The following is a 24,204-nucleotide window of genomic DNA, read 5'->3' as shown; positions in this document are numbered from 1 at the left end:
CGGTTGTCCCGGCTTATTTCTTGCCGGGAGGTTCGTCCAGGAGCGGGTCGAGAATAAACGGCTTCTTCCGGCCCTTGGCCGCCGCGGGCTCGGCGTCCGCGCCGGAGGTGGGGTTGAAGAGGCTCGGCGTCTTCTGGGCTGCGGTCTCGGCGTCGGTCGGAGCTGCGACGTTGCCCGTGGGCGCATTGGAGGCGGTCGGCGGCAAATCCAGCGGGCCCTTGCGGCCGCAGCCGGCAAGCGCAAGCGCCGTCAGGCTCAAGACAATGATGGCCCACCCCGAACCGGCCGGGCGAAACTTTGACGTCACGACGAAATCCCCACTACGCGGGCCGCACCATACAGAGATTGGCACGCTCTGGCGAGAGCCGGATGACCATGAAACATCAGCGAAATTTTGCCTTCAGCCCAATTTTCGCTCTTTTTCCAGCCGCTTCGCCCAGGCGTTGGCCTGAGACGCGACATTCTTCGGCGCGGTGCCGCCGAAGCTGGTGCGGCTCTTCACCGACGATTCGACCGAGAGCACGCCGAGCACGTCCTTGGTGATCTTTGGCTCGATCGCCTGCATCTCCTTGAGCGGCAGCTCATGCAGCGCGACGCCGCCCTCGGCGGCCTTGGCCACGATGCGGCCGGTGACGTGGTGGGCCTCGCGGAACGGCATTTTCAGGGTCCGCACCAGCCAGTCGGCAAGGTCCGTTGCGGTGGCGTAGCCCTCGCCCGCGGCCGCCTTCATCCTGGCTTCGTCGGGAACGAGATCACGGACCATGCCGGTCATGGCGCGGATCGCCAGCGACAGCGCGGCAAAGCCCTCCATGGCGCCCTGCTTGTCCTCCTGCATGTCCTTTTGATAGGCGAGCGGAAGGCCTTTCATCACGATCAAGAGGCCATTGAGCGCGCCGATGACGCGGCCGGTCTTGGCGCGCACCAACTCGGCGGCATCCGGGTTGCGCTTCTGCGGCATGATCGAGGAGCCGGTGGTGAACTTGTCGCTGAGCCGGATCATGCCGACCAGCGGCGAGGTCCAGATCACGATCTCCTCGGCAAAGCGCGACATGTGCACGGCGCAGATCGAGGCCGCCGACAACGTCTCCAGCACGAAGTCGCGGTCGGACACCGCGTCGAGCGAGTTCGCCATCGGGCGGTCGAAGCCGAGCGCCTTGGCGGTGGCATGGCGGTCGATCGGGAACGAGGTGCCGGCGAGCGCGGCAGCGCCGAGCGGGGATTCATTCAGCCGCGTGCGCGCGTCCTGAAAACGGCCGCGGTCGCGTGCGGCCATCTCGACATAGGCGAGCAGGTGATGGCCGAAGGTGACGGGTTGCGCCGTTTGCAGATGCGTGAAGCCGGGCATCACGGTTGCGGCGTGCTCCAGCGCGCGCTCGACCAGCACCTGCTGGAACGCGGCGAGCGCGGCATCGGTCTCGTCGATCACGTCTCGGACGAACAGACGAAAGTCGGTCGCGACCTGGTCGTTGCGCGAGCGCGCGGTGTGCAGACGGCCGGCGGCGGGGCCGATCAGCTCCGACAGGCGGCTCTCGACATTCATATGGATGTCCTCGAGCGCGCGCTTGAATTCGAAGCCGCCGTTGCCGATCTCTGACAAAATCGTGTCTAGACCCTTGCCGATATTTTTCGCATCAGAGGCCGTGATGATGCCCTGGCTGGCCAGCATCGCAGCGTGAGCCTTGGACGCGGCAATGTCCTGGGCGAAGAGGTGACGATCGACGTCGATGGAGACGTTGATCTCCTCCATGATCTCGTCGGGACGTTCCGAGAACCGGCCGCCCCACATCTTGTTGCTCATGATCCCCTGCTCACGCCTTGATTTGCCGCACGTTTGCTGGCCGCAGCCAGCCGTATTAAGAGGCCCCTGATAGCCATATCTGCGACCGGATGACAAACGATATGCTCGACCAGAAGCCCTCCGCCACGCGCCGCATCCCCCTCGTCATTGCTACCGTGGCGATCGGAGGGCTGGCCGGCTTCGCTGCGCTGTACGGGCTAGGCCTCAGCCGGGCGCCGTCAAGTGACCCCGCGTGCCGGACGGCGGTGGCGACGGCGCAAAAAATCGCCCCGCTCGCCCATGGCGAGGTGGCGGCGCTGACCATGGCGAGCGCCCCGTTGAAGGTGCCTGACCTCGCCTTCGAGGACGCCGACGGCAAGCCGAAAAAACTGTCCGACTTCCGCGGCAAGACCCTGCTGGTCAACCTCTGGGCGACCTGGTGCGTGCCCTGCCGCAAGGAAATGCCGGCGCTGGACGAGCTCCAGGGCAAGCTGTCGGGCCCGAATTTCGAGGTGGTGGCGATCAACATTGACACCCGCGACCCGGAGAAGCCCAAGACCTTCCTGAAAGAGGCCAACCTGACCCGGCTCGGATATTTCAGCGACCAGAAAGCGAAGGTTTTTCAGGATCTTAAAGCCATAGGCCGGGCGCTGGGCATGCCGACCTCGGTACTGGTCGACCCGCAAGGCTGCGAGATCGCAACGATCGCGGGGCCGGCGGAATGGGCGAGCGAGGACGCGCTCAAGCTGATCCGGGCGGCGACGGGCAAGGCCGCCGCGTCGCTTTGAAGCTTAGGCGGTCACATTGAGATTGCCGCCGACACCAGGGCCGACATTGGCGAGCGAGGGCTGGCCGGCGCCGAGCAGGGTCAGGACGGTGGATTTCTCCATATCCGCGTTCTGCTTGGTCAGCGTCGCCGCAATATTCGACTGCAGCGCGCCTTGCTGAGCGGCCAGCATGGTGCTGACCATTGCCATCATGTCCATTACGCGAACCCTCGTACCGGCCGTAACCTAGGCGCGAGAGGTTAACGAGAGATGAGCGGAGAGAGGCGTCCCGGACAAGTTGCGGCACCATAAGCGCGTTCACGCGCGTCTTCGACGCACTATGGTGGCGCGCCGCAGAGCCGGAACCCACGCTTCTGCGTACAGGCGGCTTCCTGGGCCCCGGCTCTGCAGCGCATCGCACCGGACGATGCTTCGCATCGCCGGGAGCGCTGCGCAGCGTCCGGGGCACGAGACCACCTACCGCGTCGGTACCGGCTTGGCGCCGCGATAGTCGTAGAAGCCGCGCTGGGTCTTGCGGCCGAGCCAACCGGCCTCGACGTATTTCACCAGCAGCGGGCACGGGCGGTACTTGGAGTCGGCCAGCCCTTCGTGCAGCACCTGCATGATGGAGAGGCAGGTATCGAGGCCGATGAAATCGGCAAGCTCGAGCGGGCCCATCGGATGATGCGCGCCAAGCTTCATCGCCGCGTCGATGGCCTCGACATTGCCAACGCCTTCATACAGCGTGTAGATCGCCTCGTTGATCATCGGCAGCAGGATGCGGTTGACGATGAAGGCCGGGAAATCCTCGGAGACCGCGACCTGTTTGCCGAGCCTTGCCACGAATTCCTTTGCCGCTTCAAAGGTCGCATCATCGGTGGCGATGCCGCGGATCAGCTCGACCAGCTCCATCAGCGGCACCGGATTCATGAAGTGAATGCCGATGAAGCGCTCGGGCCGGTCGGTGGCGGCGGCAAGCCGAGTGATCGAGATTGAGGACGTATCGGAGGCGACGATCGCCTCGGGCTTCAACACTGCGCAGAGCTCGTGGAAGATCTTGCGCTTGACCTCTTCCTTCTCGACCGCGGTCTCGATGACGAGGTCGCAATCAGCGAGATCGTCGAGCTTTTCGGCGGGCGTGATGCGCGCCATCGCCTTGGCCTTGTCGTCCTCGGTGACGGCCTTTTTGGAGACCTGGCGCGCCAGATTGCCATTGATGGTGGCCATGCCTGACTTGAGGCGGTCGGCCGAAACGTCGTTGAGCACCACGTCGAAGCCGGCGAGTGCCGCGACATGCGCGATCCCGTTGCCCATCTGACCCGCGCCGATCACGCCGACCTTCTTGATCACTGCCGCCATAATGTCATCCACCGGAACGGCGCGACAAGCGCGCCCTGCCTATCCCCTTGAGCCGGGAGATCCGATTTAATCAGAACCTTGGCCCGAAACCTAGATTGGATCGCTTCGAAGGCGTGCCCCACGCCAAAGAAAACGCCTCAAAAATGAAACACCGGCCGGAGTTTATACCTCCGGCCGGTGTTTGTGATGCCTTTTACTTGCCGAGCTTGCCGAGTTCGGCCGTCAGCTCCGGAACCGCCTGGTAGAGATCGGCGACCAGGCCGTAATCTGCAACTTGGAAGATCGGCGCGTCCTCGTCCTTGTTGATCGCAACGATCACCTTGGAGTCTTTCATGCCGGCGAGATGCTGGATGGCGCCGGAAATGCCGACCGCGACATAGAGCTCGGGCGCCACGACCTTGCCGGTCTGCCCGACCTGCCAGTCGTTCGGCGCATAGCCCGCATCGACCGCCGCGCGCGAGGCACCGACACCGGCGCCCAGCTTGTCGGCGAGCGGCTCGATGTACTTGGCGAAGTTCTCGCGGCTCTGCATGGCCCGGCCACCGGAGACGATGATCTTGGCCGAGGTCAGTTCGGGACGGTCGCTCTTGGCGACTTCCTCGCCGACGAAGGTCGACAGGCCCGGATCGGCCGCCGCCGCCACGTTCTCGACCGGCGCGCTGCCGCCTTCACCCGCTGCGGTGAAGGTCGAGGTCCGCACCGTGATGACCTTCTTGGCGTCCTTCGACTTCACCGTCTGGATGGCGTTGCCGGCATAGATCGGACGCTCATAGGTATCGGGCGCGACCACCTTGATGATTTCCGAGATCTGCATCACGTCGAGCAGAGCGGCGACGCGGGGCATCACGTTTTTGAAGCGCGAGGTCGCCGGCGCGACGATCGCGTCATAGCCGGACGCCAGCGACACGACCAGTGCGGCCAACGGCTCGGCGAGATCGTGGGCGTAGAGGTCGCCATCGGCGAGCAGCACCTTCTTGACGCCGGCGAGCTTGGCAGCGGCATCCGCCGCGGCCTTGGCGTTCTTTCCGGCGATCAGCACCTCGACATCCGCGCCGAGCGCGGCAGCCGCGGTCAGGGCCTTGTTGGTCGCATCCTTGAGCGACGCGTTGTCGTGTTCGGCAATCAGAAGCGTCGTCATCAGAGCACCCCGGCTTCGTTCTTGAGTTTCGACACCAGCTCGGCGACGTCCTTGACCTTGACGCCGGCCTTGCGGCCCGCCGGTTCGGTCGTCTTCAGAACTTCGAGACGCGCGGCGACGTCGACGCCGTAATCGGCAACAGTCTTCTCCGCGATCGGCTTCTTCTTGGCCTTCATGATGTTCGGGAGCGACGCGTAACGCGGCTCGTTGAGACGGAGATCGGTAGTGACGATCGCCGGTCCCTTCAGCTTGACAGTCTGCAGACCGCCGTCGACTTCGCGCGTGACCTTGAAATCAGAGCCTTCGACTTCGAGCTTGGAGGCGAAGGTCGCCTGCGACCAGCCGAGCAGCGCGGCCAGCATCTGGCCGGTCTGGTTGCTGTCGTCGTCGATCGCCTGCTTGCCGAGAATAATGAGGCCGGGCTGCTCTTCCTCGGCAACCTTCTTCAGGATCTTGGCGACCGCGAGCGGCTCGACAGTGCCTTCGGCCTTCACGAGGATGCCGCGATCGGCGCCCATGGCAAGACCGGTGCGGATCGTCTCCGACGCCTGCGCCGGCCCGATGGAGACCACCACCACTTCGGTCGCCTTGCCGGCTTCCTTCAGGCGCAGCGCTTCCTCGACCGCGATTTCGTCGAACGGGTTCATGGACATCTTGACGTTGGCGAGTTCAACGCCCGATCCATCGCTCTTGACGCGGACCTTGACGTTGTAATCGACCACCCGCTTTACCGGCACTAAGACCTTCATCGATCCTCTTTCACTCAATTTGGGAGGGGGAGTTATCAACTGGCGCGGAACCTAAAGGCCTGATCCTGCCCGGTCAACGCGCGAAGGGGCCAATTTTTAGACCTTACAATGCGCCGCCCAAATGGGTCAGCGGTTCTGGCCCGGAACCCAGAGCACGTCCCCGGCGCCGTTATGGTTAGCGGCCCGGCTCGCCACGAACAGGAAGTCGGACAGGCGGTTCATATATTGGATGCCAGCCGCGCTGACCGGCTCGCCCGGCCGAGCCGCCAGTTCCACGATCGCGCGTTCCGCCCTGCGGCATATCGTGCGCGCCACATGCAGATAGGCAGCAGCCGGCGTGCCGCCGGGAAGCACGAAGGAGGTCAGCGGCGCGAGCTTGTCGTTGAGCGTGTCGATGTCGCGCTCGAGCCGCTCGACCTGGCTCGTCACCACCCGCAGCCGCTCGGTTTTCCCCTCCCGTTCGGGCACGGCGAGATCCGCGCCAAGGTCGAACAGATCATTCTGAATGCGGCCGAGCATCGCATCGAACTCGGGCATGTCCCCGGTGTGGAGCCTGACCACGCCGATCGCGGCATTGGTCTCGTCCACGGTGCCATAGGCGGCGATGCGTAGATCGTATTTCGGACGCCGCTCGCCGGTTCCGAGCGCCGTCGTGCCGTCGTCACCGGTCTTCGTGTAGATGCGGTTCAGCACCACCATGCTGGTTTCCTTGATTTTAGGGCATGATCTTGTCGGAAAACCGCTGAGCACTTTTCGCAAACGCGGTCCTTCGGGGTATGGATCATGCCCTATCGCCCCATCGCCCAGACCGCGAGCATCGCGATGATGATCGCCACGAACTGAAGCAGCACGCGCCAGCGCATCAGCTTCTGCGAGGTGTTGGGCGAACCACCGCGCATCATGTTGATGAGCCCGAGCAGCAGCACCAACGCCACGGCGCCGGCTGCCGCCGGTAGGATGAAAGTACTCAGGAGAGATGCCATTTGAGGGTAGATAACACCACGTGCGGCGGTCCGCCATCTCCCCAGTTCGTCATTCCGGGGCGATGCGGCGGGACCGAGCGAAGCGAGGCCCGGCGCGTCGAGCCCGGAATCCATCGTGCCACTTGCGCTGCGATTAGATGGATTCTCAGGTGCGCAATTGCGCACCGTAGCTCGCGCTTCGCGCGCCCCGGAATGACGGCGGGGCGCTTCGCGATCTGGCTTTTGAGCCAATAATGTCAGAAGCTAGCTGGATGATTTCCGATTTGTGTCCCTCGCCGACCGTCTTCCCCTCTCCCCGCAAGCGGGAGGAGGGAGCAGTACAGGGCAAGCCGTGAAAGCGATCCGCTACATCTACGTCGTCGTGATGGATGCGTTCTACACGTTCCTCGCCGATGACGGCTGGGCGATCGCTAGCCACATCGCGTTGTCGACGCTGATGGCGCTGTTCCCGTTCCTGATCGTGCTGACCTCGCTCGCCGGCTTCTTCGGCTCCAAGGAGCTTGCCGACCAGGCCGCCAGCCTGATGCTCCAGGTCTGGCCCAAGCAGGTCGCCGATTCGATCTCGGGCGAGGTGCATGACGTGCTCACCACCACCCGCACCGGCATTCTAACCATCGGAGCGGCGCTGTCGGTCTATTTCGCCTCCAACGGCGTCGAAGCGCTGCGGGTCGCACTCAACCGTGCCTATGCGGTAGTGGAGATGCGGCGCTGGTACTGGCTCCGGTTGGAATCGATTGCCTACACACTAATTGCAGCCTTCACTGCCCTCGCGATGGCGTTCCTGATCGTGCTCGGCCCGCTGATCATCGAGGCCGCGCGGCGCCACATTCCCCTGTTCGTCGAATCGAACGAGAGCATTCTCACCTGGCTGCGCTACGGCATCACTATCAGCGCGCTGGTGGTGGCACTGTTCATCCTGCACGCTTGGCTGCCGGCGGGACGGCGCAGCTTCCTCCAGATCATGCCGGGCATCGTCTTCACGGTGGTGGCGTCGCTGATCTCCGGCGTTGTCTTCGGACAGTATCTGGCGCGCTTCGCCAACAACTACGTCACGATGTATGCGGGGCTTGCCTCGGTGATCATCGCGCTGGTGTTCCTGTATTTCATCGCCGCGATCTTCGTTTACGGCGGCGAGCTCAACGCCGCGATCATCAAGTCGCGGCTTCCTCACGGCGTGTCGCTTCAAGCAGCGCAGTCGCTAAAGCCCGCGGAGACACAGGCTTGACAAGAAAGGCGTCGGCACCGGCCTCGCGCGAGGCTGCCTCGTCCTCGCCACGGCCGGACACGCCGATGATCGGGATCTGAGCCAGCGGCGTCGGCAGCGCGCGGATCCGCTTGATGGCCTCGATGCCGTCGATGCCCGGCAGCACCATGTCCATCAGCACCGCGTCGAACGCACCCTGCTCCAGCCGGTTCACGGCATCCTCGCCGCGCCCGATGAACTCGGCCTGATGGCCAAGCTCGGTCAGGATGGTGTTGAGCACGACGCGGCCGAACGGATTGTCCTCGACGCTGAGCACGCGAAGGGCGGCCACCGCCTCGGGCTCGCCGCCGTCCTTCGCCTTGCGGGCCTTGCCCGATCCCGTAGCGTCCAGCGACACCGTCAACGTGAAGGTGGCACCGCCACCGCGGCGCGGAGCGACGGTGATGTCGCCGCCCATCGCACGCGCCAATTGCTTGACCGAGGAGAGCCCCAGGCCGGCGCCGCCGAAGCGTGAGGCGATGGTGACATTGGCCTGGGTGAACGGGCGAAACAGCCGCTTGATCTCGGCCATGGTCAGGCCGATGCCGCTGTCGGAGACCGCAAAGGCGACGCCGACCCTGCCCTTGCCCTTCGCTTTGCCCTTGGCGGGACGCCACGGCTCGACTGCGAGCGCCACGCCGCCCTGGTCGGTGAATTTCACGGCATTGTCGATCAGGTTCTCGAGCGCGGCGCGCAGGCGGACGGGATCACCGACCACGAGCCCCGGGAGCTTTTCGGAGATCTCGACCTCGGCCTGGAGACCTTTGGCCGCGGCGCGGCCGGCCAGCGAATCGCCGGCGCTGCGGGCGAGCGTCCTGAGGTCGAACAGGTCCTGCCGCAGCGTGCTGCCGCCCTTTCCCGTTCCCTTGCCCGTTCTGGCGGCATCCACGAACAGCGTGGCAAGGCTCGCCAGATGCTCGGCACCGGCCTTGATGGTGTCGGCCCAGCGCCGCTCCCGTTCTCCGAGATCGGACGTCGCGAGCAGGTCGCTGATCGCCAGAATACCGGTCAGAGGGGTGCGGACCTCATGGGCAAAGGCGGCCAGCGCGGCCTGGACGACGTCCGGCGCGACCGCCTTGGTGCTGCGCTTGCGCAACCGGCCGGCCGCCCGCGGCCCCTTCCGAGGCAGCCGCCTGGACGTCCGCGTGGTGCGCGCTGGACGCGTCTTCGCCGCCATGAATCCCCTTCGAAGTACCCTCTTCGAACCCCGCGCTGGCCAAGCATGGCACGGAGGAACACCCGGAGTCACGGCGACGTTTTGCTAACCCCCAGAGAAACTTAACCTAATCCCACCAGCTGGCGGATAGCGGCAAGCGTGACGCCGGCCGCGCGCAATTCGCGCAGACCGGTCGAGCGGCTCGATTTCGACAGCTTCCGGCCCGCCTCATCGCGAATCAGCCGGTGATGGCGATAGGCGGGCTCGGGCAGGCCGAGCAGGGCCTGGAGCAAACGGTGCACCGAGGCGGCGTAAAACAGGTCCTGGCCCCGCACGATCTCGCTGACGCCCTGGAGCGCGTCGTCGACGACCACCGACAGATGGTAGCTGGTCGGCGTCTCCTTGCGGGCCAGGATCACATCGCCCCACGCCTCCGGCCGCGCTGGGACGATGCCGCGCTCGGCATCGGGCCCCTCGCCGAGCTCATTCCAGGTCAGGCCGGCGGCGCGACGGCAGGCCGTCCTCATGTCGAGCCGCAACGCGTAGGGCACGCCCGACGCGATCAGTCGTGTCCGCTCGTCAGCCGACAGCGATTTGGCATCTCCGGGATAAAGCGGCGCGCCGTCGGGATCGCGCGGCCACGACCCGTCAGCCTCGCGCGCAGCCACCAGCTTTCCGATCTCGGCCCGGCTTTCGAAGGCGGGATAGACGAGACCGAGCGCAAAAAGCTTTTCCAGCGCGGCGCGATAGTCGGCAAGATGCTCGGACTGCCGGCGCACCGGCATCTCCCAGGCAATCCCGAGCCAGGCGAGATCCTCGTAGATCGCGGCCTCGAACTCCGGCCGGCAGCGCGTCGCGTCGATGTCCTCGATCCGCAGCAACAGCCGCCCACCGGTTTCTCGCGCGCGATCGAGATTGAGCAGCGCCGAATAGGCGTGGCCGAGATGCAGGAGCCCGTTCGGGCTGGGGGCGAATCGGAAAACGGGTGGCATGGATTCTCACGAGACTTGTCATGGCCGGGCTTGACCCGGCCATCCATCTTCCAAGACTCTGTTACGATAGGAGATGGATGCGCGGGTCAAGCCCGCGCATGACGAGCAGGGCCACAATGACCATCCACCTCGAAACCCAGTCCGATCTCGAAGAGGCCGTCCACGCGCTGATCACGCGCGATCCGCGTCTCAAGCCCGTGCTCGAAATCGCGGGCATGCCGGCGTTGCGGCGGCGCGAGCCGGGTTTTACGGGGCTGGCGCACATCGTCTGCGGGCAGCAGCTCTCGACCGCGAGTGCCACGGCGATCTGGGGACGGCTGTCGGCCGCGTTCGATCCGTTCGACCATGACGCCGTGCGCCGCGCCCGCACCGACCGGCTGGGGCGGCTCGGCCTCTCCGCCGCCAAGATCAAAACGCTCAAGCATCTCGCCCGCGAGATCACCGCGCAGCGGCTGAACCTCGACGTGCTCGCCGAGGAGGATGCCGACGCGGCGCATCACACCCTGATCGCGCTGCCCGGCATCGGCCCCTGGACGGCCGACGTCTATCTGCTGTTCTGCCTCGGCCACGGCGATGCCTGGCCGGCCGGCGACCTCGCCGTGCAGGAGGGCATCCGCATCGGGCTCGGCCTCAAGGCGCGGCCGACGGAGAAGCAGATGGCGCCACTCGCCGAGCCCTGGCGCCCGCTGCGCGGTGCGGCGGCGCATCTGTGGTGGAGCTATTATCGTGCCGTGAGGAAGCGCGAGGGCGTGCTCGCGGGCCAGGCCTCATCATGACAGATGCGGTGTCCCGGACGCGGTGCGGCACGAAGTGACGCGCCGCAGAGCCGGGACCCTTGAGCGTCGCGAGATGGATGCATGGGCCCCGGATCAGCAGCGCAACACTGCGTGCTGCGCTGCGTCCGGGGCACGAGACCCTAACCCCGCAGCCTCGCGCGGTCGACCCGCGCGCATTCGGCCACGAAATCGACCACGGCGCGCACCGCCGGGAGCTCGACTAGGTCGGGATGGGCCAGCAGCCAGAGATCCGCGACGCTGGCCAGCTTCTGCGGGGCGACGCGCACGAGATCGGAATAGGCCTCGGCGACGAAGCACGATAGCGCGGAGATTCCGATGCCGGCGCGGACCGCCGCCAGCATGTCCCCCTGGGACGAGCAGCGCATCACCACCCTCGCCTGCCGCGTGACGACGTCGCTCCAGCGCGCAAGCTGCGCGTTGGATGCCTGGTCGGCGAAGCCGATGACGCTGTGCTCCTTCCACTCGCCGCGGCGTTCAGGCAAGGACCGCCCGGCGGCATAATCGCGCGAGGCATAGAAGCCCGTGCCGAGACGGCCGATCTTGCGGCCGACCAGGTTTTCCTCGCCGCTGTCGAAGGGCCGCAGCACCACGTCCGCCTCACGCCGGCGCACGCTCGCCGGAAACGGATGGGTGATGATCTCGAGCTGGATATGATCGTGCGCACGGAGGAAGGCCGGCAAGCGCGGCATCAGCCAATGCGAGGCCAGCGTCGCGCCGATCGACAGCTTGACGATGCCGCGCGCCTTGTGTCCTCCCGCTGCGACCGCGGTCTCAGCCCGGAGCGCCGCGGCCGCCATGGCCTCGGCGTGCTCGCGCAAGGTCCGCCCATCCGCGGTCAGCGCCAGGCCGTCGGTGGCGCGCGCCACCAATCGGGTGCCGAGCTGGGCTTCCAGCGCCGCGATCTTGCGGCTGACGGTGGGATGGCTGGTGTGCAGCCGGCGGGCGGCGGCGGTGAAGCTGCCGGTATCGGCGACCGCGACGAAGGTCTTGCAAAGGTCCCAGTCCATCGGCCGCCCCGTTCATAGCTGAATGACCATCCGTTCATTATTGAACGGCCCGAGCGCGCCGTCCAACCTTATAGTGGGATCAAATCCGCAACACGGGCGGCAATCCGCCTGGGCGACAATCAACAAGGAAACGCCTCGTCATCCGCCCACCGGCGGGACCCGCGTTTCAGGAGGACATGATGGCGCTGCCCGCTCTCTTGAAGGACTCGCTCGAGCTGCCCGTCGTCGGCTCGCCCCTCTTCATCGTCTCCGGGCCGGAGCTGGTGATCGCCCAGTGCAAGGCAGGCGTTGTCGGCTCCTTTCCCGCGCTCAATGCCCGTCCGGTCGAGAAGCTCGACGAATGGCTGAGCCGGATCGAGGACGAGCTCGGCGAATACAAATCGCGCAATCCCGGCAAGAAGGTCGCACCCTACGCGGTCAACCAGATCTGCCATGCCTCCAACGACCGGCTGATGAAGGACATGGACACCTGCGTAAAGCACAAGGCGCCCATCATCATCACCTCGCTGCGGCCCCCGGCGGAGATCGTCGAGGCCGCGCATTCCTATGGCGGGCTGGTGTTCCACGACGTCATCAACGTCAAGCATGCGCGCAAGGCCGCCGAGCAGGGCGTCGACGGCCTGATCCTGGTCTGCGCCGGCGCCGGCGGACATGCCGGCACGCTGTCGCCCTTCGCGCTGGTGCGCGAGGTCAAGCAGTGGTTCAAAGGCGCGATCCTGCTGTCGGGCGCGATCAGCGACGGTTTTGGCATCGCCTCCGCGCTGACGCTGGGCGCCGACCTCGCCTATATGGGCACGCGCTTCATCGCCACGAGGGAAGCCAATGCCGACGAAGCCTACAAATCGGCGCTCACGCAGCACGCCGCGCACGACATCGTCTACACCAACCTGTTCACCGGCGTGCACGGCAACTATCTCGGCCCATCGATCGCTGCCGCAGGACTGGACCCGGACAATCTCCCGGCCGCCGACAAATCGAGGATGAATTTCGGCTCCGGCGGCAACATGAAATCGAAGGCTTGGCGCGACATCTGGGGATCGGGCCAGGGCATCGGCCAGATCACCGACGTCCCTCCCGTCGCCGAGCTCGTCGGCCGCATGAAGGGTGAATTCGATCAGGCCCGGCAGGATTTCCTGATGCGCGTCAGCGCCTGACGGCTTGGTCCGACAAGAAAATTGGACTGGCAACAAAAATGGGAGGACATCATGAAACTGGCAGCCGCGCTGATCGGCCTGTCCCTGCTGGCGCTGGCCAGCGGCGGCGCCCGTGCCGAAGGCAGCGACGAGATCCGCATCGGCCAGACCCTGCCCTATAGCGGCCCGGCCTCCGGCTTCGGCGCGATCGGACGGACGCAGGAGGCGTTCTTCGACAAGATCAATGCCGAAGGCGGCATCAACGGCCGCAAGGTCAAGTTCATCACGCTGGACGACGCCTATTCGCCGCCGAAGACGGTGGAGCAGACCCGCAAGCTGGTGGAGCAGGACGAGGTGCTGATGATGTTCGGCTCGCTCGGCACCGCCACCAACAGCGCCGTGCAGCGCTATCTCAACGGCAAGAAGGTGCCGCAACTGTTCGTGCTCTCGGGCGCGACGAAATGGGCCGATCCGCAGAAATATCCTTGGACCATGCCCGGCATGGCCGCCTACGAATCCGAGGGCGTGGTCTATGCCAAGCACGTGCTGCGGGCCAAGCCCGACGCGAAGATCGCCATCCTGTCCCAGAACGACGATTTCGGCCGCGACTATGTCGCCGGCTTCAAGCGCGCGCTCGGCGCCAAGGCCGCCAGCATGATCGTCGCGGAAGCGACCTACGAGACCAGCGCGCCGACGATCAGCTCGCAGCTCTCGACCCTGAAGGCGTCAGGCGCCGACGTGCTGTTCGGCGTCGTGCTCGGCAAGTTCACCTCGCAGATGATCAAGGGCGTGGCCGAGATCGGCTGGAAGCCCGAGCTGTTCTTCGTGCCGACCTCGGCCTCGTCGATCTCGTTCCTGGAGCCTGCGGGGCTCGACAACGCCGTCGGCCTGATCTCGTCGAGCAATCAGAAGGACACGATGGACCCGCAATGGGCCAGCGATCCCGGCGTGAAGGAGTATTTCGCCTTCATGAAGCAATACATGCCGAACGCGGACCTCTCCAACTCCAACTACGCGGCCGGCTACCACTACGCGACGCTGCTGATGACGGTACTGAAGGCCTGCAAGGATAATGTCAGCCGCGACAACATCATGCGCCAGGCGGCCTCGCTGAAGGACGTGAAGCTGCCGCTGCTGCTGCCGGGCATATCCGTCGCCACCGGTCCCGACGACTACCTGCCGTTCCAGCAGCTTCAGCTCCGGCGTTTCAACGGCAAGAGCTGGGTGGGCTTCGGCGATGTGCTGGACGATCGCTAGATTCGAGGACACACAATGATCATCAGCGGCGAACGCCGGATCGGCTATGACGAGATCCAGGCGCGCATCAAACGCGCAGCGAGCGGCTTTCGCGCCCTCGGCCTTGCCGAGGGCGCCCCGGTCGCGATGATGCTGCGCAATGATTTTGCCCTGTTCGAGGTGGTTGCGGCCTCAGCCGCGCTGGGCAGCCCGGTGGTGCCGATCAACTGGCACCTCAAGGCCGAGGAGGTCCGCTACATTCTGACTGACAGCGGCGCAAAGATCCTGGTCTGCCACGCCGACCTGCTGCCGCAGATCCGTACTGGCATTCCGGAGGATGTCCGCCTGCTCGTGGTCGCGACGCCGCCCGAGCTCGCGGCGACCTTCGCCATTCCCCCTGATCTGACCGAGATCCCGGCGGGACTGACCGATTGGGATCGCTGGCGCGATAGCCATCCGGAAATGCAAGAGCCGCCGCGCCGTGCGGCGGCGATGATCTACACGTCGGGAACCACAGGCATGCCGAAGGGTGTGCGGCGCATGCCGATGCAGCCCGAACAGGCCGCCGCCTCCGAACGCGTCGGCGCGATCGCCTACGGCATCAAGCCGCGCGAGGACCAGATCGTGCTGATCAACGGGCCGATGTATCACTCGGCGCCGCATTCCTACGGCATGATGGCGTTCCGCAACGGCTGCACCATCGTGCTCCAGCCGCGGTTCGACGCCGAGGAGCTGCTGGCGCTGATCGAACGCCACCGTGTGACGCATATCCATATGGTGCCGACCATGTTCGTCCGCCTGCTCCGCCTGCCCGAAGTGGTCAGGCAGCGCTACGACCTCTCCTCGCTGCGCTTCGTCGTGCATGGCGCTGCGCCCTGCCCGCCCGAGGTCAAGCGGGCCATGATCGCGTGGTGGGGACCGGTCATCAACGAGTATTTCGGCTCGACCGAGACCGGCATCCCGATCTGGCACTCGGCCGAGGAGGCACTGAAGAAACCGGGCACGGTCGGCCGCGCCATCGAAGGCGGCATCGTCAAAATTTTTCGCGATGACGGCAGCCTCTGCGGCGAGAACGAGGTCGGCGAAATCTACATGCGCCAGACCGCCGTGCCCGACTTCGATTATCACGGCAGGGCGCAGGCCCGCGCCGAAGCGGGGCGCGACGGCCTCGTCAGCGTCGGCGACGTCGGCTATCTCGACGAGGACGGCTATCTGTTCCTGTGCGACCGCAAGCGCGACATGGTGATATCGGGCGGCGTCAACATCTATCCCGCCGAGATCGAGAACGCGCTGATCGCGCTACCCGGCGTCCGCGATTGCGCCGTGTTCGGCATCCCTGACGCGGAATATGGCGAACGGCTGTGCGCCTGCATCGAGCCCGAAAGCGGCGCGCAACTCTCAGCCGCCGCCGTGCAGGCGTTTCTGCGGGAACGGCTGGCCAACTTCAAGGTGCCGAAGGAGATCAAGTTCCTGGATGCGCTGCCCCGCGAGGCAACCGGAAAGATATTCAAACGCAAGCTGCGCGATCCCTATTGGGCAGATCGGAGGCCGAGCGCGCCTTAGCCCGCCGCCCCCGAATCCGGGGCTGAAGCATCGCCCGGCATATTCCGTCCGAGCAGGGCCATATGCTGGCATTGCTCGGGTCATCGGCTTTTGGCGGCCTGCGAAACCGTATAGCTTCGATCAGAGGAAACGCCGCGAAGACGGCCAAGAGGTCGCGCATGCTGGACAGGACGAAGGATATCTCCGTCGCCGCGCAAAGCTGGCTCGACGAGTTCGAACGCATCCTGGGCAAGCCTGATCCCTCGTCGCTCGGCGATCTCTTCGTCGCCGACAGCTATTGGCGCGACGCGTTGGCGCTGAGCTGGAACCTGCAGACGATCGCCGGCCGCGATAAGATCGCGCAGGAGCTGACCAGGCTCGCACCCAAGGCGGCGCCGATCAGCTTCAAAATCGCTCCCAACCGCGCGCCGCCGCGATGGGTGATGCGCGCCGGCACCAACACCATCGAAGCGATCTTCCACTTCGAGACCGCGATCGGCCGCGGCAGCGGCATTGTCCGGCTCATTCCCGACGGCCCTGACGACCGCCTGAAAGCCTGGACGCTGCTCACCGCCCTCGACGAACTCAAGGGGTTTGAGGAGCAGCTCGGGACGTCGCGGCCGCGAGGGCAGGCCTATTCGCGCGATTTCCGCGGGCCGAACTGGCTCGACCAGCGCAACGCCTCGCGCGACTACGCCGACCACGATCCGGCCGTGCTGGTGGTCGGCGGCGGCCAGGCCGGGCTCGCGATTGCGGCGCGGCTGAAGCAGTTGAAGGTCGACACCCTGATCGTCGATCGCGGGATGCGGATCGGCGACAATTGGCGCAAGCGCTATCACGCACTGACGCTGCACAATCAGGTGCAGGTCAATCACCTCCCCTACATGCCGTTCCCGCCGAGCTGGCCGGTCTATATCCCCAAGGACAAGCTGGCCAACTGGTTCGAAGCTTACGTCGATGCCATGGAGCTGAACTTCTGGACCGGCACCGAATTCGCAGGCGGCGCCTATGACGAGGCCGACAAGCGCTGGACGGTGACGCTGCGGCGCGCCGACGGCAGCCGGCGCACCATGCATCCGCACCATGTGGTGATGGCGACCGGTGTCAGCGGCATCGCCAATATTCCAGACATTCCGACCCTCGCCAATTTCAAGGGGACGCTGGTGCATTCCAGCCGCTACGAGGACGGCGAGAGCTGGATGGGCAAGCGCGCCATCGTCATCGGCACCGGCAACAGCGGTCACGACATCGCGCAGGATCTTTATTCCAGCGGCGCCGAGGTGACGCTGGTGCAGCGTTCGCCGACGCTGGTCACGAATATCGAGCCGTCGGCGCAGCTCGCCTACGCCACCTACAATGAGGGCACGCTCGAGGACAATGATCTGATCGCAGCCTCGATGCCGACGCCGCTCGCCAGGAAGACGCACGTGATGCTGACCGAGCAGTCGAAGCAGCTCGACAAGGAGCTGCTCGACGGCCTTGCCCGCGTCGGCTTCAAGCTCGATTTCGGCGAGGCCGGGACCGGCTGGCAGTTCAAATACCTCACCCGCGGCGGCGGTTATTATTTCAATGTCGGCTGCTCCAATCTCATCGTCGAGGGCAAGATCAAGCTCACGCAGTTTTCCGATATCGAGAGCTTCGTCGCCGAGGGCGCGCGGATGAAAGACGGCTCGACCATTCCGGCCGATCTGATCGTGCTCTCCACCGGCTACAAGCCGCAGGAGTACCTCGTGCGAAAGCTGTTCGGCGACGACATCGCCAACCGCGTCGGTCCGGTCTGGGGCTTCGGCGACGGCTTTGAGCTGCGCAACATGTACGCGCGCACGAAACAGCCCGGCCTCTGGTTCATCGCCGGCAGCCTCGCGCAATGCCGGATCAACTCGAAGTACCTCGCGCTCCAGATCAAGGCGATCGAGGAAGAGATGTTGGGGCAGATCTAGACACGTCATTCCGGGGCGCGCGCAGCGCGAATTATGATGCGCAATTGCGCATCTGAGAATCCATTTACCCACGAAAACACCGTACGATGGATTCCGGGTTCACGCTTCGTGGCGCCCCGGAATGACAAGAGGAGAAATCAATGCCAGCCATTCTCGGCACCGGCGAGCACCGCTACCGCGTGGTCGAAAATTTCGCGAAACTGCCGAACGGCTGGCAGCTCACCGACGTCGCCTCGGTCGCGGTCGACAGCAAGGACCAGATCTACGTCTTCAACCGCGGTGCCCATCCGATGGTGGTGCTGGACCGCGAGGGTAATTTCCTGCGCAGCTGGGGCGAAGGACTGTTCTCCCGTGCGCATGGCCTGCACATCGATGCCGACGACAATCTCTATTGCACCGATGACGGCGACCACACCGTGCGCAAATGCACCACCGACGGCAAGGTGCTGCTGACGATCGGCATCCCGGCAAAGCCGGCGCCGTTCATGAGCGGCGAGCCGTTCCACCGCTGCACCCACACCGCGCTGTCGCCGAAGGGCGAGATCTACGTCTCCGACGGCTATGGCAATGCGCGCGTGCACAAGTTCACGCCCGACGGCAAGCTGATCAAAAGCTGGGGCGAGCCGGGCACCGACCCCGGCCAGTTCAACATCGTGCACAATATCGCCACCGATGCCGACGGCTGGGTCTATGTCGCCGACCGCGAGAACCACCGCGTCCAGATTTTCAACGGCGAGGGCAAGTACGAGACGCAGTGGAACAATTTGCACCGGCCCTGCGCGCTGTGCTGCTGCGGCGGGGCCAAAAGCCCGACCTTCGTCATCGGCGAGCTCGGCCCCGGCCTTGCCATCAACCGCAATGTGCCCAATCTCGGCCCGCGGCTGTCGATCGTGGACGCCCGGGGAAATCGCATCGCGCGGCTTGGCGGTGAGGAGGGCCCGGGCGTCGCCAGCGGCAAATTCCTCGCGCCGCATGGGGTCGCATTGGACTCAAGGGGCGACATCTATGTCGGCGAGGTCGGCGTCACCAACTGGGAAACCAGCTTTCCGGACGAGGAGATGCCGGCCGCGGTGCGCGCGACGCGGTGCCTGCAGAAGCTGGAGCGGGTACGGGGGTAGCTGCCATGGTAAGGCCGGCCACGCTGAGCGGGCGGTTCCGCGCGCCCTGGGGGAATCGCGACTTTTTGAGCACTTTTGCCACCCCGCCGCCGCATTGCTTGCGCTTGAATAAGTCGCTCAACGGGCTTCACAATCCCGTCACGCTGCATGTAGTATGTCAATACATGCTGCTTCGCAGCGTACATTGGAGGCCGGGAGCGTTACTTGAACGCACATGTCTCGCAAGGCAGTTGGCCGGTGTTGGTGCTGAATGCGGACTTCCGGCCGCTGAGTTACTACCCACTGTCGTTGTGGTCGTGGCAGGACGCGATCAAGGCGGTGTTCCTCGACCGCGTCAACATCGTCGCGCATTACGATCAGGCGGTTCGAAGTCCCACGCTGGAAATGCAGCTGCCGAGCGTCGTCTCCCTCAAATCCTTCGTCAAGCCGACCACCCATCCCGCCTTCACCCGATTTAACGTCTTCCTGCGCGATCGTTTCGCCTGCCAGTATTGCGGCTCGCCCGAAGACCTCACTTTCGATCACATCATCCCGCGCAGCAAAGGCGGCCAGACCACCTGGGAGAACGTGGTCGCGGCGTGCTCGCCGTGTAACCTGCGCAAGGGCAACCTCACCCCGGCGCAAGCAAAGATGTTTCCGCGCCAGAGCGCGTTCGCGCCCACTGTGCACCAGCTCCATCGCAACGGCCGTCTGTTTCCGCCAAACTATCTGCACGATAGCTGGCTCGACTATCTGTACTGGGATACGGAGCTGGATCCGTAGGGGCGAGCCTCCGCGCGTTCGTGCTGGGACACATAAGAGTGTCAAAGGACACATCGGTGTGGAAGCCTCGATGCGTTCGCCTCAGATGTAGAACTTGAAAGGCAGCGGCGCGTGAGGTGCGATCGGGCCTGCTGTCAAGATCTCCCCAACCAGATCGGCGAACCGCAAGGTGACCGGCAGGCCATCGCAGAATTCGGCGCCGTTAAAGTTGAGCTTCGTGAGCGACATTACGTCCCGCATCACCTGCTCGATGTCGGCCGAACCGCGGCGGATCTCGATGGTGAGCGGATTCGGCACCTCGCGGCCGGGATAGGTCCGCAGTCGCGGAATGTAGCCTCGCGTCCACAGATAACCGGATGTTTCAGATGTCACTATCGCCGTGCCGCGCAGCACGGCGTTGGCGCCGTACCGGAAGGCCTTGATGTCCGCGTTATCGCGAATCTGGATGCCGACCAGTTTCGTCGACTGCGGGACGGCGCTGGCAAATCCAGCCCACTCCTTGGCTTCAAAGTTCGTCTTGCCGTGGATGAAAAGTTCCTTCGGTGCCTCGCCGTGATTGTCCTTGTAAGCGCGAACGATCATCTCCATCAGCTTCGCCGCCTGATCCTGATCGAGGTGGAAGGCGTCGTTCGCCTCCGAGTACCAAGGGCCCACGGCTCCCCTGAAGACAAGACCGTCTCCGGACCCGAGGAACATCTGCGCGCCGCAGCAGGCGTTGTCGCGCCCACTGGGCCGATCGATCCGCTTGAACACCAACCCCACATAGCAGACGCCGTCGCGCAGGTCGGCGAGGCGCCACGGGCGTCCGCCGATCTTGTAGAAGCTGGTGGTCGAGAGATTCCAGGCGATGGTCGCCGGATCCTGCATCTGCGCCTTGGCCTTCTCGGTCGGTGGATCGAGCGTGACTTCCTTGACGACCTGGATGACCTGGCCGGTGTCCATGACCCGCGCCTTAAGTTGGTTGTGGAAATTCAATTCGTATTCGTAGACGGCCGCTGCTTCCATTTCCTCCGGAAACATTGAGCCCCCGGTCAGGATCGCCCGAGCCGCCTTCATCCCGAGCTTCCGAGTGCCGGGTGTGCGCAGTTTCACGGGGACCGTCGATTTGGGGCGGCCATATTTGTAGATGTCGTCGGGTACGACTGCGAACCACAACTGCGGCCTCGCCTCCTCCTCGCGGAGATACTTCCTCAATGCCTCTTCGTACAACGCGACCGCGGAATAGATCGCCTGATGCCGATCTGCGCCGAGAATCCGTTTGCTCAGTTCGGCGGCGTCGATCGTGCACGTCGCGAACGGCTTGCTCGGCCAAGCGGCGCCGTAGACCGCCTCGAAACCGGGCCAGACGAATGTGTTGGCGTCATTGCGCTTTCTGTTCGGCGCCGGCGGCGGCACGCCGACGAATCTTTCGATCGAGGCGATCCACTTCGAATACTTTTCGAGACCGGCCGGCGTCGCGATCACCCCGACGTCCATGCGCGCCGGATTCTGTCCGGACGCGACGGGGCCGAACAGGAAGAGCCCGTCCTTCGGATGCTCCGCGCATTGGTCGTGCCCAAAGGACAGCTGCGGCTCGTCGATATGGATTGCCCGCCATGCCGTCGTCATTCTTCATCCTCGTCGTCGATCCCATCGTCCGACTCCTCGCCATCGTCGTCGGCTTCGTCCGGCTCCTCAGGCTCGCCCTCCTCGTCGACAACATCGAGGTCTAACGGCATGCGCATGCCGGCCGTGAGCTTCAGACCTTCGCCTGCGACAGCCCAACTGCGATGTTCGCCCAACCCGATCAGCACGCTCTCGGAGCCTCCGCCGAAAAACTCGAAGAAGGCCTGCCAGAGCGGTCGCCAAACGTGGTTGAACCAGCTCTTGCAGAAGCGCCGCCGCAGCTTGGTCATCTCGCCGGCGTCCTGCAGCGGCGTGTTCCCGTCCTTGGTGAAGACCACGTAGGGGCGCAGCCGCACGCTGGGCGCCTCGCCGAAGCGAACGACGGCCCGCATACCAAGATGCCAGTGCGCCTTGAGCACCTTGCTTTCGCCCACGACTTGCTTGTAGGTCCGCTTACCTTTCGCGTTCGTGTAGTAAACGCGATCGTCCGCGAGTAGGCCTTTCGGGAAGAACATGACCGTTCCGGCTGACGCGGCATAGGGCAACAGACCGCGAGACGCCAGATGCGCCTCGAATGACTCCCGAAGCATCCGGACCGCCCATGAGTTCGCGTCGCGGCGCTGCGGCCCCACCGGGTCCGTAAGCTTGCCTTCGAGGAAATTCGGGAAACTCGCCGTCGCGCGTATCGAAACAGTCAATTCGGGCGGCAGATGCGCCTGGATCTCGTGCGCGGCGGCAAAACTCACCAGCAGGCGATTGTGCATGGCGTGCGGATGCGTGACGGTCTCGATCGCTTGCTCGAATTTCTTATTGTCGCCCTCGTACTCGTAGAAGGAAATCGCGTCCGGAAGCCGAACGATCGGCATGATGCTGGTCAACAGGGGCTCGTCGGCTCGTTCAACGACGACATCGGACCGCACCGACGCCTGTCGCCACCGGTCAAACTCGGCCGATAAATCAGTGACCGCCCGCGGCATGCCGGCCTTCGTCAGCGTATCGACGAGGTCGGCGAGCTTCGCTCCCCATCCCGTCGTGAAGTCGATGGCGTTGAGCCGATGGATCTGGATCGGTAAGTCGCCGAAGGCGATGTCGTCGATCCTGACGGGGATGATGAAGTCCGGATCCTTCAAAGACTTCTTGACGGCGTCGGCCACTGAAATCTCGTTCTGGACCCCGTTGCGGTTCGGGTCGCAACTGGCCTTTGAGACCACGAATACGACCTTGCGAGTTCGCTTTCGCAACGCGTCCTCGATGCTGGTCCAGAACGGCGTCCCACCGGCCAGATCGAAGATATCGGCCCATACCTTGTACCCAAAGCCGGTCAGTCGAGTCCCGAGCCAGCGGACGAACTCGTTGTCGTCGGGCGTCGCATGGCTGATGAAGATCACAACACGCTCGGACAATCGAAGATGCTCCCCCAACCTTCTGCCGTCGTAATTAGAGGCGGATTGAATGACATTCACGTCCCCGGCGCGCTTTTCCCCCGCTCTCGCCGGGCAGAGCTTCCAGGCACGCTTTTGTCGACGAGTTGCGCGACGGCCTCACGGTTGTCCTGCGGGCTCAACGCAATCGAGCCATTGTCCTCAATCGACGGGAGATTCGGCAACTGACAATTTTCGCTTTGCCCGCTTTTGTTGCGCTTGAGGTAGTCGCGCGCAACACCTCCATGACCGACCAAGGCGGCCCGCTTCTCTTCCATGGCGACGGATTTGATCTCCGCGGCGATCTCTGACTGGGAAAAGAGACATTTATATAGGATGGAGCGCTAAACCGGTGACTTCGCGAAGCATTGCCATGTTCACTTATGCGAGTCCGACCGAAATCATTGGGCTTTCTTGGCTAATGTGACAGTCTCTTATGTCCCAGTACAGCGTTACCCCCGCTGCAAGGCAAGCGTCACGCCGCCGAGCGTGAGCGCCATTGCCGTCCATTCGCGATAGCCCAGCGGCTCGCCCAGAATGATGGCGGCGGAGACCACCCCGATCACGGGCACGATCAGCATGCCGGTCGAGGCCGTGGTCGGTGGCAGACGGCGCAGCGTCTCGAACCAGGTGACGTAGCAAAGGCCCATCGGCACCAACGTCATATAGACGAAGCAGCCGAGCCCCAGCGGGGTGATCGCGGTGACGTCAGGACGCTCGAACAGCACGCCGAGGATCAGCATCGTGGCGCAACCGAGCCCGACCTGCCAGGCGACGACGACCAGCGGCGGCATCGGCAGCGGCTTGCGGTTGAGCACGTTGCCGAGCGCGAACAGGATGGCGCAAAGCAGCGCCAGCACAATGCCCAGCAGCTTGTCGGCGCTGAACGCAAAGCCGTTGCCGCTCAGGAGCAGCGTGACGCCGGCAACGCCGAGGACAAGGCCGAAAATGTCCCGTAGGGCCGGCCGCGTGTGCAGCACCGGCCAGGCGAACAGCATCGCCCAGATGGGCATTGTATAGGCGAGCAGCGCGCCCTCGCTCACGGTCACATATTTCATAGCGACCGTGCCAAGACCCATCCAGGCCAAGACGTTGGTGAAGGTCGCAAACAGCAGCCGCGGGACGGCCTCGCGCGGAACGGCGAACGACTCCTTCCTGCCCAGCACCAGGGTGCCGAGAATGAACGAGGCGCAGACTCCGGCAAGACCCCGTGCGAACAGAGGCGGCCATTGCTGCAGCAACAGCTTCATCAGCGGCCAGTTCAACGCCCAGCCGAACGCCGTCACGCAGAGGCAGAGAGAGCCGATCGTCCTGTCGCGCCGCGCCGAGTCCATGGATAGCGCTTAGCAGGCCGACGCCGGCCACTCCACCTCGGCTGGTGCATGCGGGCCATCGCGGAGCAAGGAACCCGAAGCTTCCACGACCGTTCAGACCGTGGGCCAGGCGGCGCTCGCCTGCGCACGTTCCGCCATACGCATA

Annotated in this window: 24 protein-coding genes; 9 read left to right on the top strand and 15 right to left on the bottom strand. The window is 64.7% G+C overall.

Annotation, left to right across the window (positions count from 1 at the left end; all coding sequences use genetic code 11):
* Positions 1–13: 13 nt before the first annotated feature.
* Together lptM and argH are read right to left on the bottom strand one after the other, a co-directional pair.
* Complete coding sequence (gene lptM / locus ACVIIV_RS11305) at positions 14–307, bottom strand: LPS translocon maturation chaperone LptM (protein WP_456744258.1); 294 nt, start codon at positions 305–307, stop codon at positions 14–16.
* A 93-nt stretch (positions 308–400) separates the two neighbouring features.
* Positions 401–1,798, bottom strand: a complete 1,398-nt coding sequence (gene argH, locus ACVIIV_RS11300) for an argininosuccinate lyase (RefSeq protein WP_456744257.1) — start codon at positions 1,796–1,798, stop codon at positions 401–403.
* A 101-nt stretch (positions 1,799–1,899) separates the two neighbouring features.
* Here argH and tlpA point away from each other — a divergent pair, with 101 nt between their 5' ends.
* Entirely contained in the window at positions 1,900–2,565 is a 666-nt protein-coding gene (tlpA, locus tag ACVIIV_RS11295) for a thiol:disulfide interchange protein TlpA (RefSeq protein WP_456744256.1), read from the top strand.
* Between the two features lie 3 nt (positions 2,566–2,568).
* Here the strand turns inward: tlpA and ACVIIV_RS11290 are convergent, their stop codons facing one another.
* The 6 genes from ACVIIV_RS11290 to ACVIIV_RS11265 all read right to left on the bottom strand — a co-directional run bounded on the left by ACVIIV_RS11290 (position 2,569) and on the right by ACVIIV_RS11265 (position 6,773).
* The gene (locus ACVIIV_RS11290) at positions 2,569–2,763 is read right to left on the bottom strand and encodes a hypothetical protein (RefSeq protein WP_008543352.1); all 195 of its coding nucleotides are present in this window, start codon (positions 2,761–2,763) and stop codon (positions 2,569–2,571) included.
* 258 nt (positions 2,764–3,021) lie between these two features.
* On the bottom strand, positions 3,022–3,903 hold the full coding sequence (locus ACVIIV_RS11285) for a 3-hydroxybutyryl-CoA dehydrogenase (protein WP_456744255.1): 882 nt from the start codon (positions 3,901–3,903) through the stop codon (positions 3,022–3,024).
* A 193-nt stretch (positions 3,904–4,096) separates the two neighbouring features.
* A complete protein-coding gene (locus tag ACVIIV_RS11280; protein WP_456744254.1) occupies positions 4,097–5,041 on the bottom strand; it encodes an electron transfer flavoprotein subunit alpha/FixB family protein in 945 nt (314 codons plus the stop codon).
* Complete coding sequence (locus tag ACVIIV_RS11275) at positions 5,041–5,790, bottom strand: electron transfer flavoprotein subunit beta/FixA family protein (protein ID WP_456744253.1); 750 nt, start codon at positions 5,788–5,790, stop codon at positions 5,041–5,043. The genes ACVIIV_RS11280 and ACVIIV_RS11275 overlap by 1 nt, the downstream gene beginning before the upstream one ends.
* 126 nt (positions 5,791–5,916) lie before the next feature.
* Positions 5,917–6,489, bottom strand: coding sequence for a cob(I)yrinic acid a,c-diamide adenosyltransferase (locus ACVIIV_RS11270; protein WP_456744252.1), 573 nt, complete (start codon positions 6,487–6,489; stop codon positions 5,917–5,919).
* Positions 6,490–6,578: 89 nt separating this feature from the next.
* Positions 6,579–6,773 (bottom strand): twin transmembrane helix small protein, encoded by a 195-nt coding sequence (locus tag ACVIIV_RS11265; protein ID WP_028178512.1) that lies wholly within the window; start codon positions 6,771–6,773, stop codon positions 6,579–6,581.
* A 331-nt stretch (positions 6,774–7,104) separates the two neighbouring features.
* Between ACVIIV_RS11265 and ACVIIV_RS11260 the strand changes: the two genes are divergently transcribed.
* Complete coding sequence (locus tag ACVIIV_RS11260; protein ID WP_456744251.1) at positions 7,105–7,998, top strand: YihY/virulence factor BrkB family protein; 894 nt, start codon at positions 7,105–7,107, stop codon at positions 7,996–7,998.
* Here the strand turns inward: ACVIIV_RS11260 and ACVIIV_RS11255 are convergent.
* Positions 7,925–9,193 (bottom strand): ATP-binding protein, encoded by a 1,269-nt coding sequence (locus tag ACVIIV_RS11255; RefSeq protein ID WP_456744250.1) that lies wholly within the window; start codon positions 9,191–9,193, stop codon positions 7,925–7,927. The two genes, ACVIIV_RS11260 and ACVIIV_RS11255, sit on opposite strands and share 74 nt — an antisense overlap.
* A gap of 101 nt (positions 9,194–9,294) precedes the next feature.
* Positions 9,295–10,164, bottom strand: a complete 870-nt coding sequence (gene gluQRS / locus ACVIIV_RS11250) for a tRNA glutamyl-Q(34) synthetase GluQRS (protein WP_456744249.1) — start codon at positions 10,162–10,164, stop codon at positions 9,295–9,297.
* A gap of 116 nt (positions 10,165–10,280) precedes the next feature.
* Between gluQRS and ACVIIV_RS11245 the strand changes: the two genes are divergently transcribed.
* The gene (locus tag ACVIIV_RS11245) at positions 10,281–10,940 is read left to right on the top strand and encodes a DNA-3-methyladenine glycosylase family protein (protein WP_456744248.1); all 660 of its coding nucleotides are present in this window, start codon (positions 10,281–10,283) and stop codon (positions 10,938–10,940) included.
* A 140-nt stretch (positions 10,941–11,080) separates the two neighbouring features.
* Here the strand turns inward: ACVIIV_RS11245 and ACVIIV_RS11240 are convergent, their stop codons facing one another.
* Positions 11,081–11,968, bottom strand: a complete 888-nt coding sequence (locus tag ACVIIV_RS11240; protein WP_027573289.1) for a LysR family transcriptional regulator — start codon at positions 11,966–11,968, stop codon at positions 11,081–11,083.
* Between the two features lie 179 nt (positions 11,969–12,147).
* Here ACVIIV_RS11240 and ACVIIV_RS11235 point away from each other — a divergent pair, with 179 nt between their 5' ends.
* The 6 genes from ACVIIV_RS11235 (at position 12,148) to ACVIIV_RS11210 (ending at position 19,699) form a co-directional block, all read left to right on the top strand.
* Entirely contained in the window at positions 12,148–13,122 is a 975-nt protein-coding gene (locus ACVIIV_RS11235) for an NAD(P)H-dependent flavin oxidoreductase (RefSeq protein ID WP_456744247.1), read from the top strand.
* A 51-nt stretch (positions 13,123–13,173) separates the two neighbouring features.
* A complete protein-coding gene (locus tag ACVIIV_RS11230) occupies positions 13,174–14,358 on the top strand; it encodes an ABC transporter substrate-binding protein (RefSeq protein ID WP_456744246.1) in 1,185 nt (394 codons plus the stop codon).
* A gap of 15 nt (positions 14,359–14,373) precedes the next feature.
* Positions 14,374–15,900, top strand: coding sequence for an acyl-CoA synthetase (locus ACVIIV_RS11225; protein ID WP_456744245.1), 1,527 nt, complete (start codon positions 14,374–14,376; stop codon positions 15,898–15,900).
* A 158-nt stretch (positions 15,901–16,058) separates the two neighbouring features.
* Positions 16,059–17,819, top strand: coding sequence for a flavin-containing monooxygenase (locus tag ACVIIV_RS11220; protein WP_456744244.1), 1,761 nt, complete (start codon positions 16,059–16,061; stop codon positions 17,817–17,819).
* 140 nt (positions 17,820–17,959) lie between these two features.
* Positions 17,960–18,937: a peptidyl-alpha-hydroxyglycine alpha-amidating lyase family protein gene (locus ACVIIV_RS11215; RefSeq protein WP_456744243.1), complete on the top strand. Its 978-nt coding sequence runs from the start codon at positions 17,960–17,962 to the stop codon at positions 18,935–18,937.
* Between the two features lie 204 nt (positions 18,938–19,141).
* Positions 19,142–19,699 (top strand): HNH endonuclease, encoded by a 558-nt coding sequence (locus ACVIIV_RS11210; protein ID WP_008543309.1) that lies wholly within the window; start codon positions 19,142–19,144, stop codon positions 19,697–19,699.
* A gap of 81 nt (positions 19,700–19,780) precedes the next feature.
* Here ACVIIV_RS11210 and ACVIIV_RS11205 read toward each other — a convergent pair whose 3' ends face one another.
* From ACVIIV_RS11205 to ACVIIV_RS11190, 4 genes are all read right to left on the bottom strand, one after another.
* Positions 19,781–21,094 (bottom strand): argonaute/piwi family protein, encoded by a 1,314-nt coding sequence (locus ACVIIV_RS11205; RefSeq protein WP_456744242.1) that lies wholly within the window; start codon positions 21,092–21,094, stop codon positions 19,781–19,783.
* A gap of 209 nt (positions 21,095–21,303) precedes the next feature.
* A complete protein-coding gene (locus ACVIIV_RS11200) occupies positions 21,304–22,707 on the bottom strand; it encodes a toll/interleukin-1 receptor domain-containing protein (RefSeq protein ID WP_456744241.1) in 1,404 nt (467 codons plus the stop codon).
* Between the two features lie 56 nt (positions 22,708–22,763).
* Positions 22,764–23,003, bottom strand: coding sequence for a hypothetical protein (locus tag ACVIIV_RS11195; protein ID WP_456744240.1), 240 nt, complete (start codon positions 23,001–23,003; stop codon positions 22,764–22,766).
* Between the two features lie 174 nt (positions 23,004–23,177).
* Positions 23,178–24,059, bottom strand: coding sequence for a DMT family transporter (locus tag ACVIIV_RS11190; protein ID WP_456744239.1), 882 nt, complete (start codon positions 24,057–24,059; stop codon positions 23,178–23,180).
* Positions 24,060–24,204 lie beyond the last annotated feature (145 nt).

It is taken from the genome of Bradyrhizobium sp. USDA 4354, from assembly GCF_054060315.1.
This window is presented reverse-complemented; position numbering and strand designations above follow the sequence as displayed.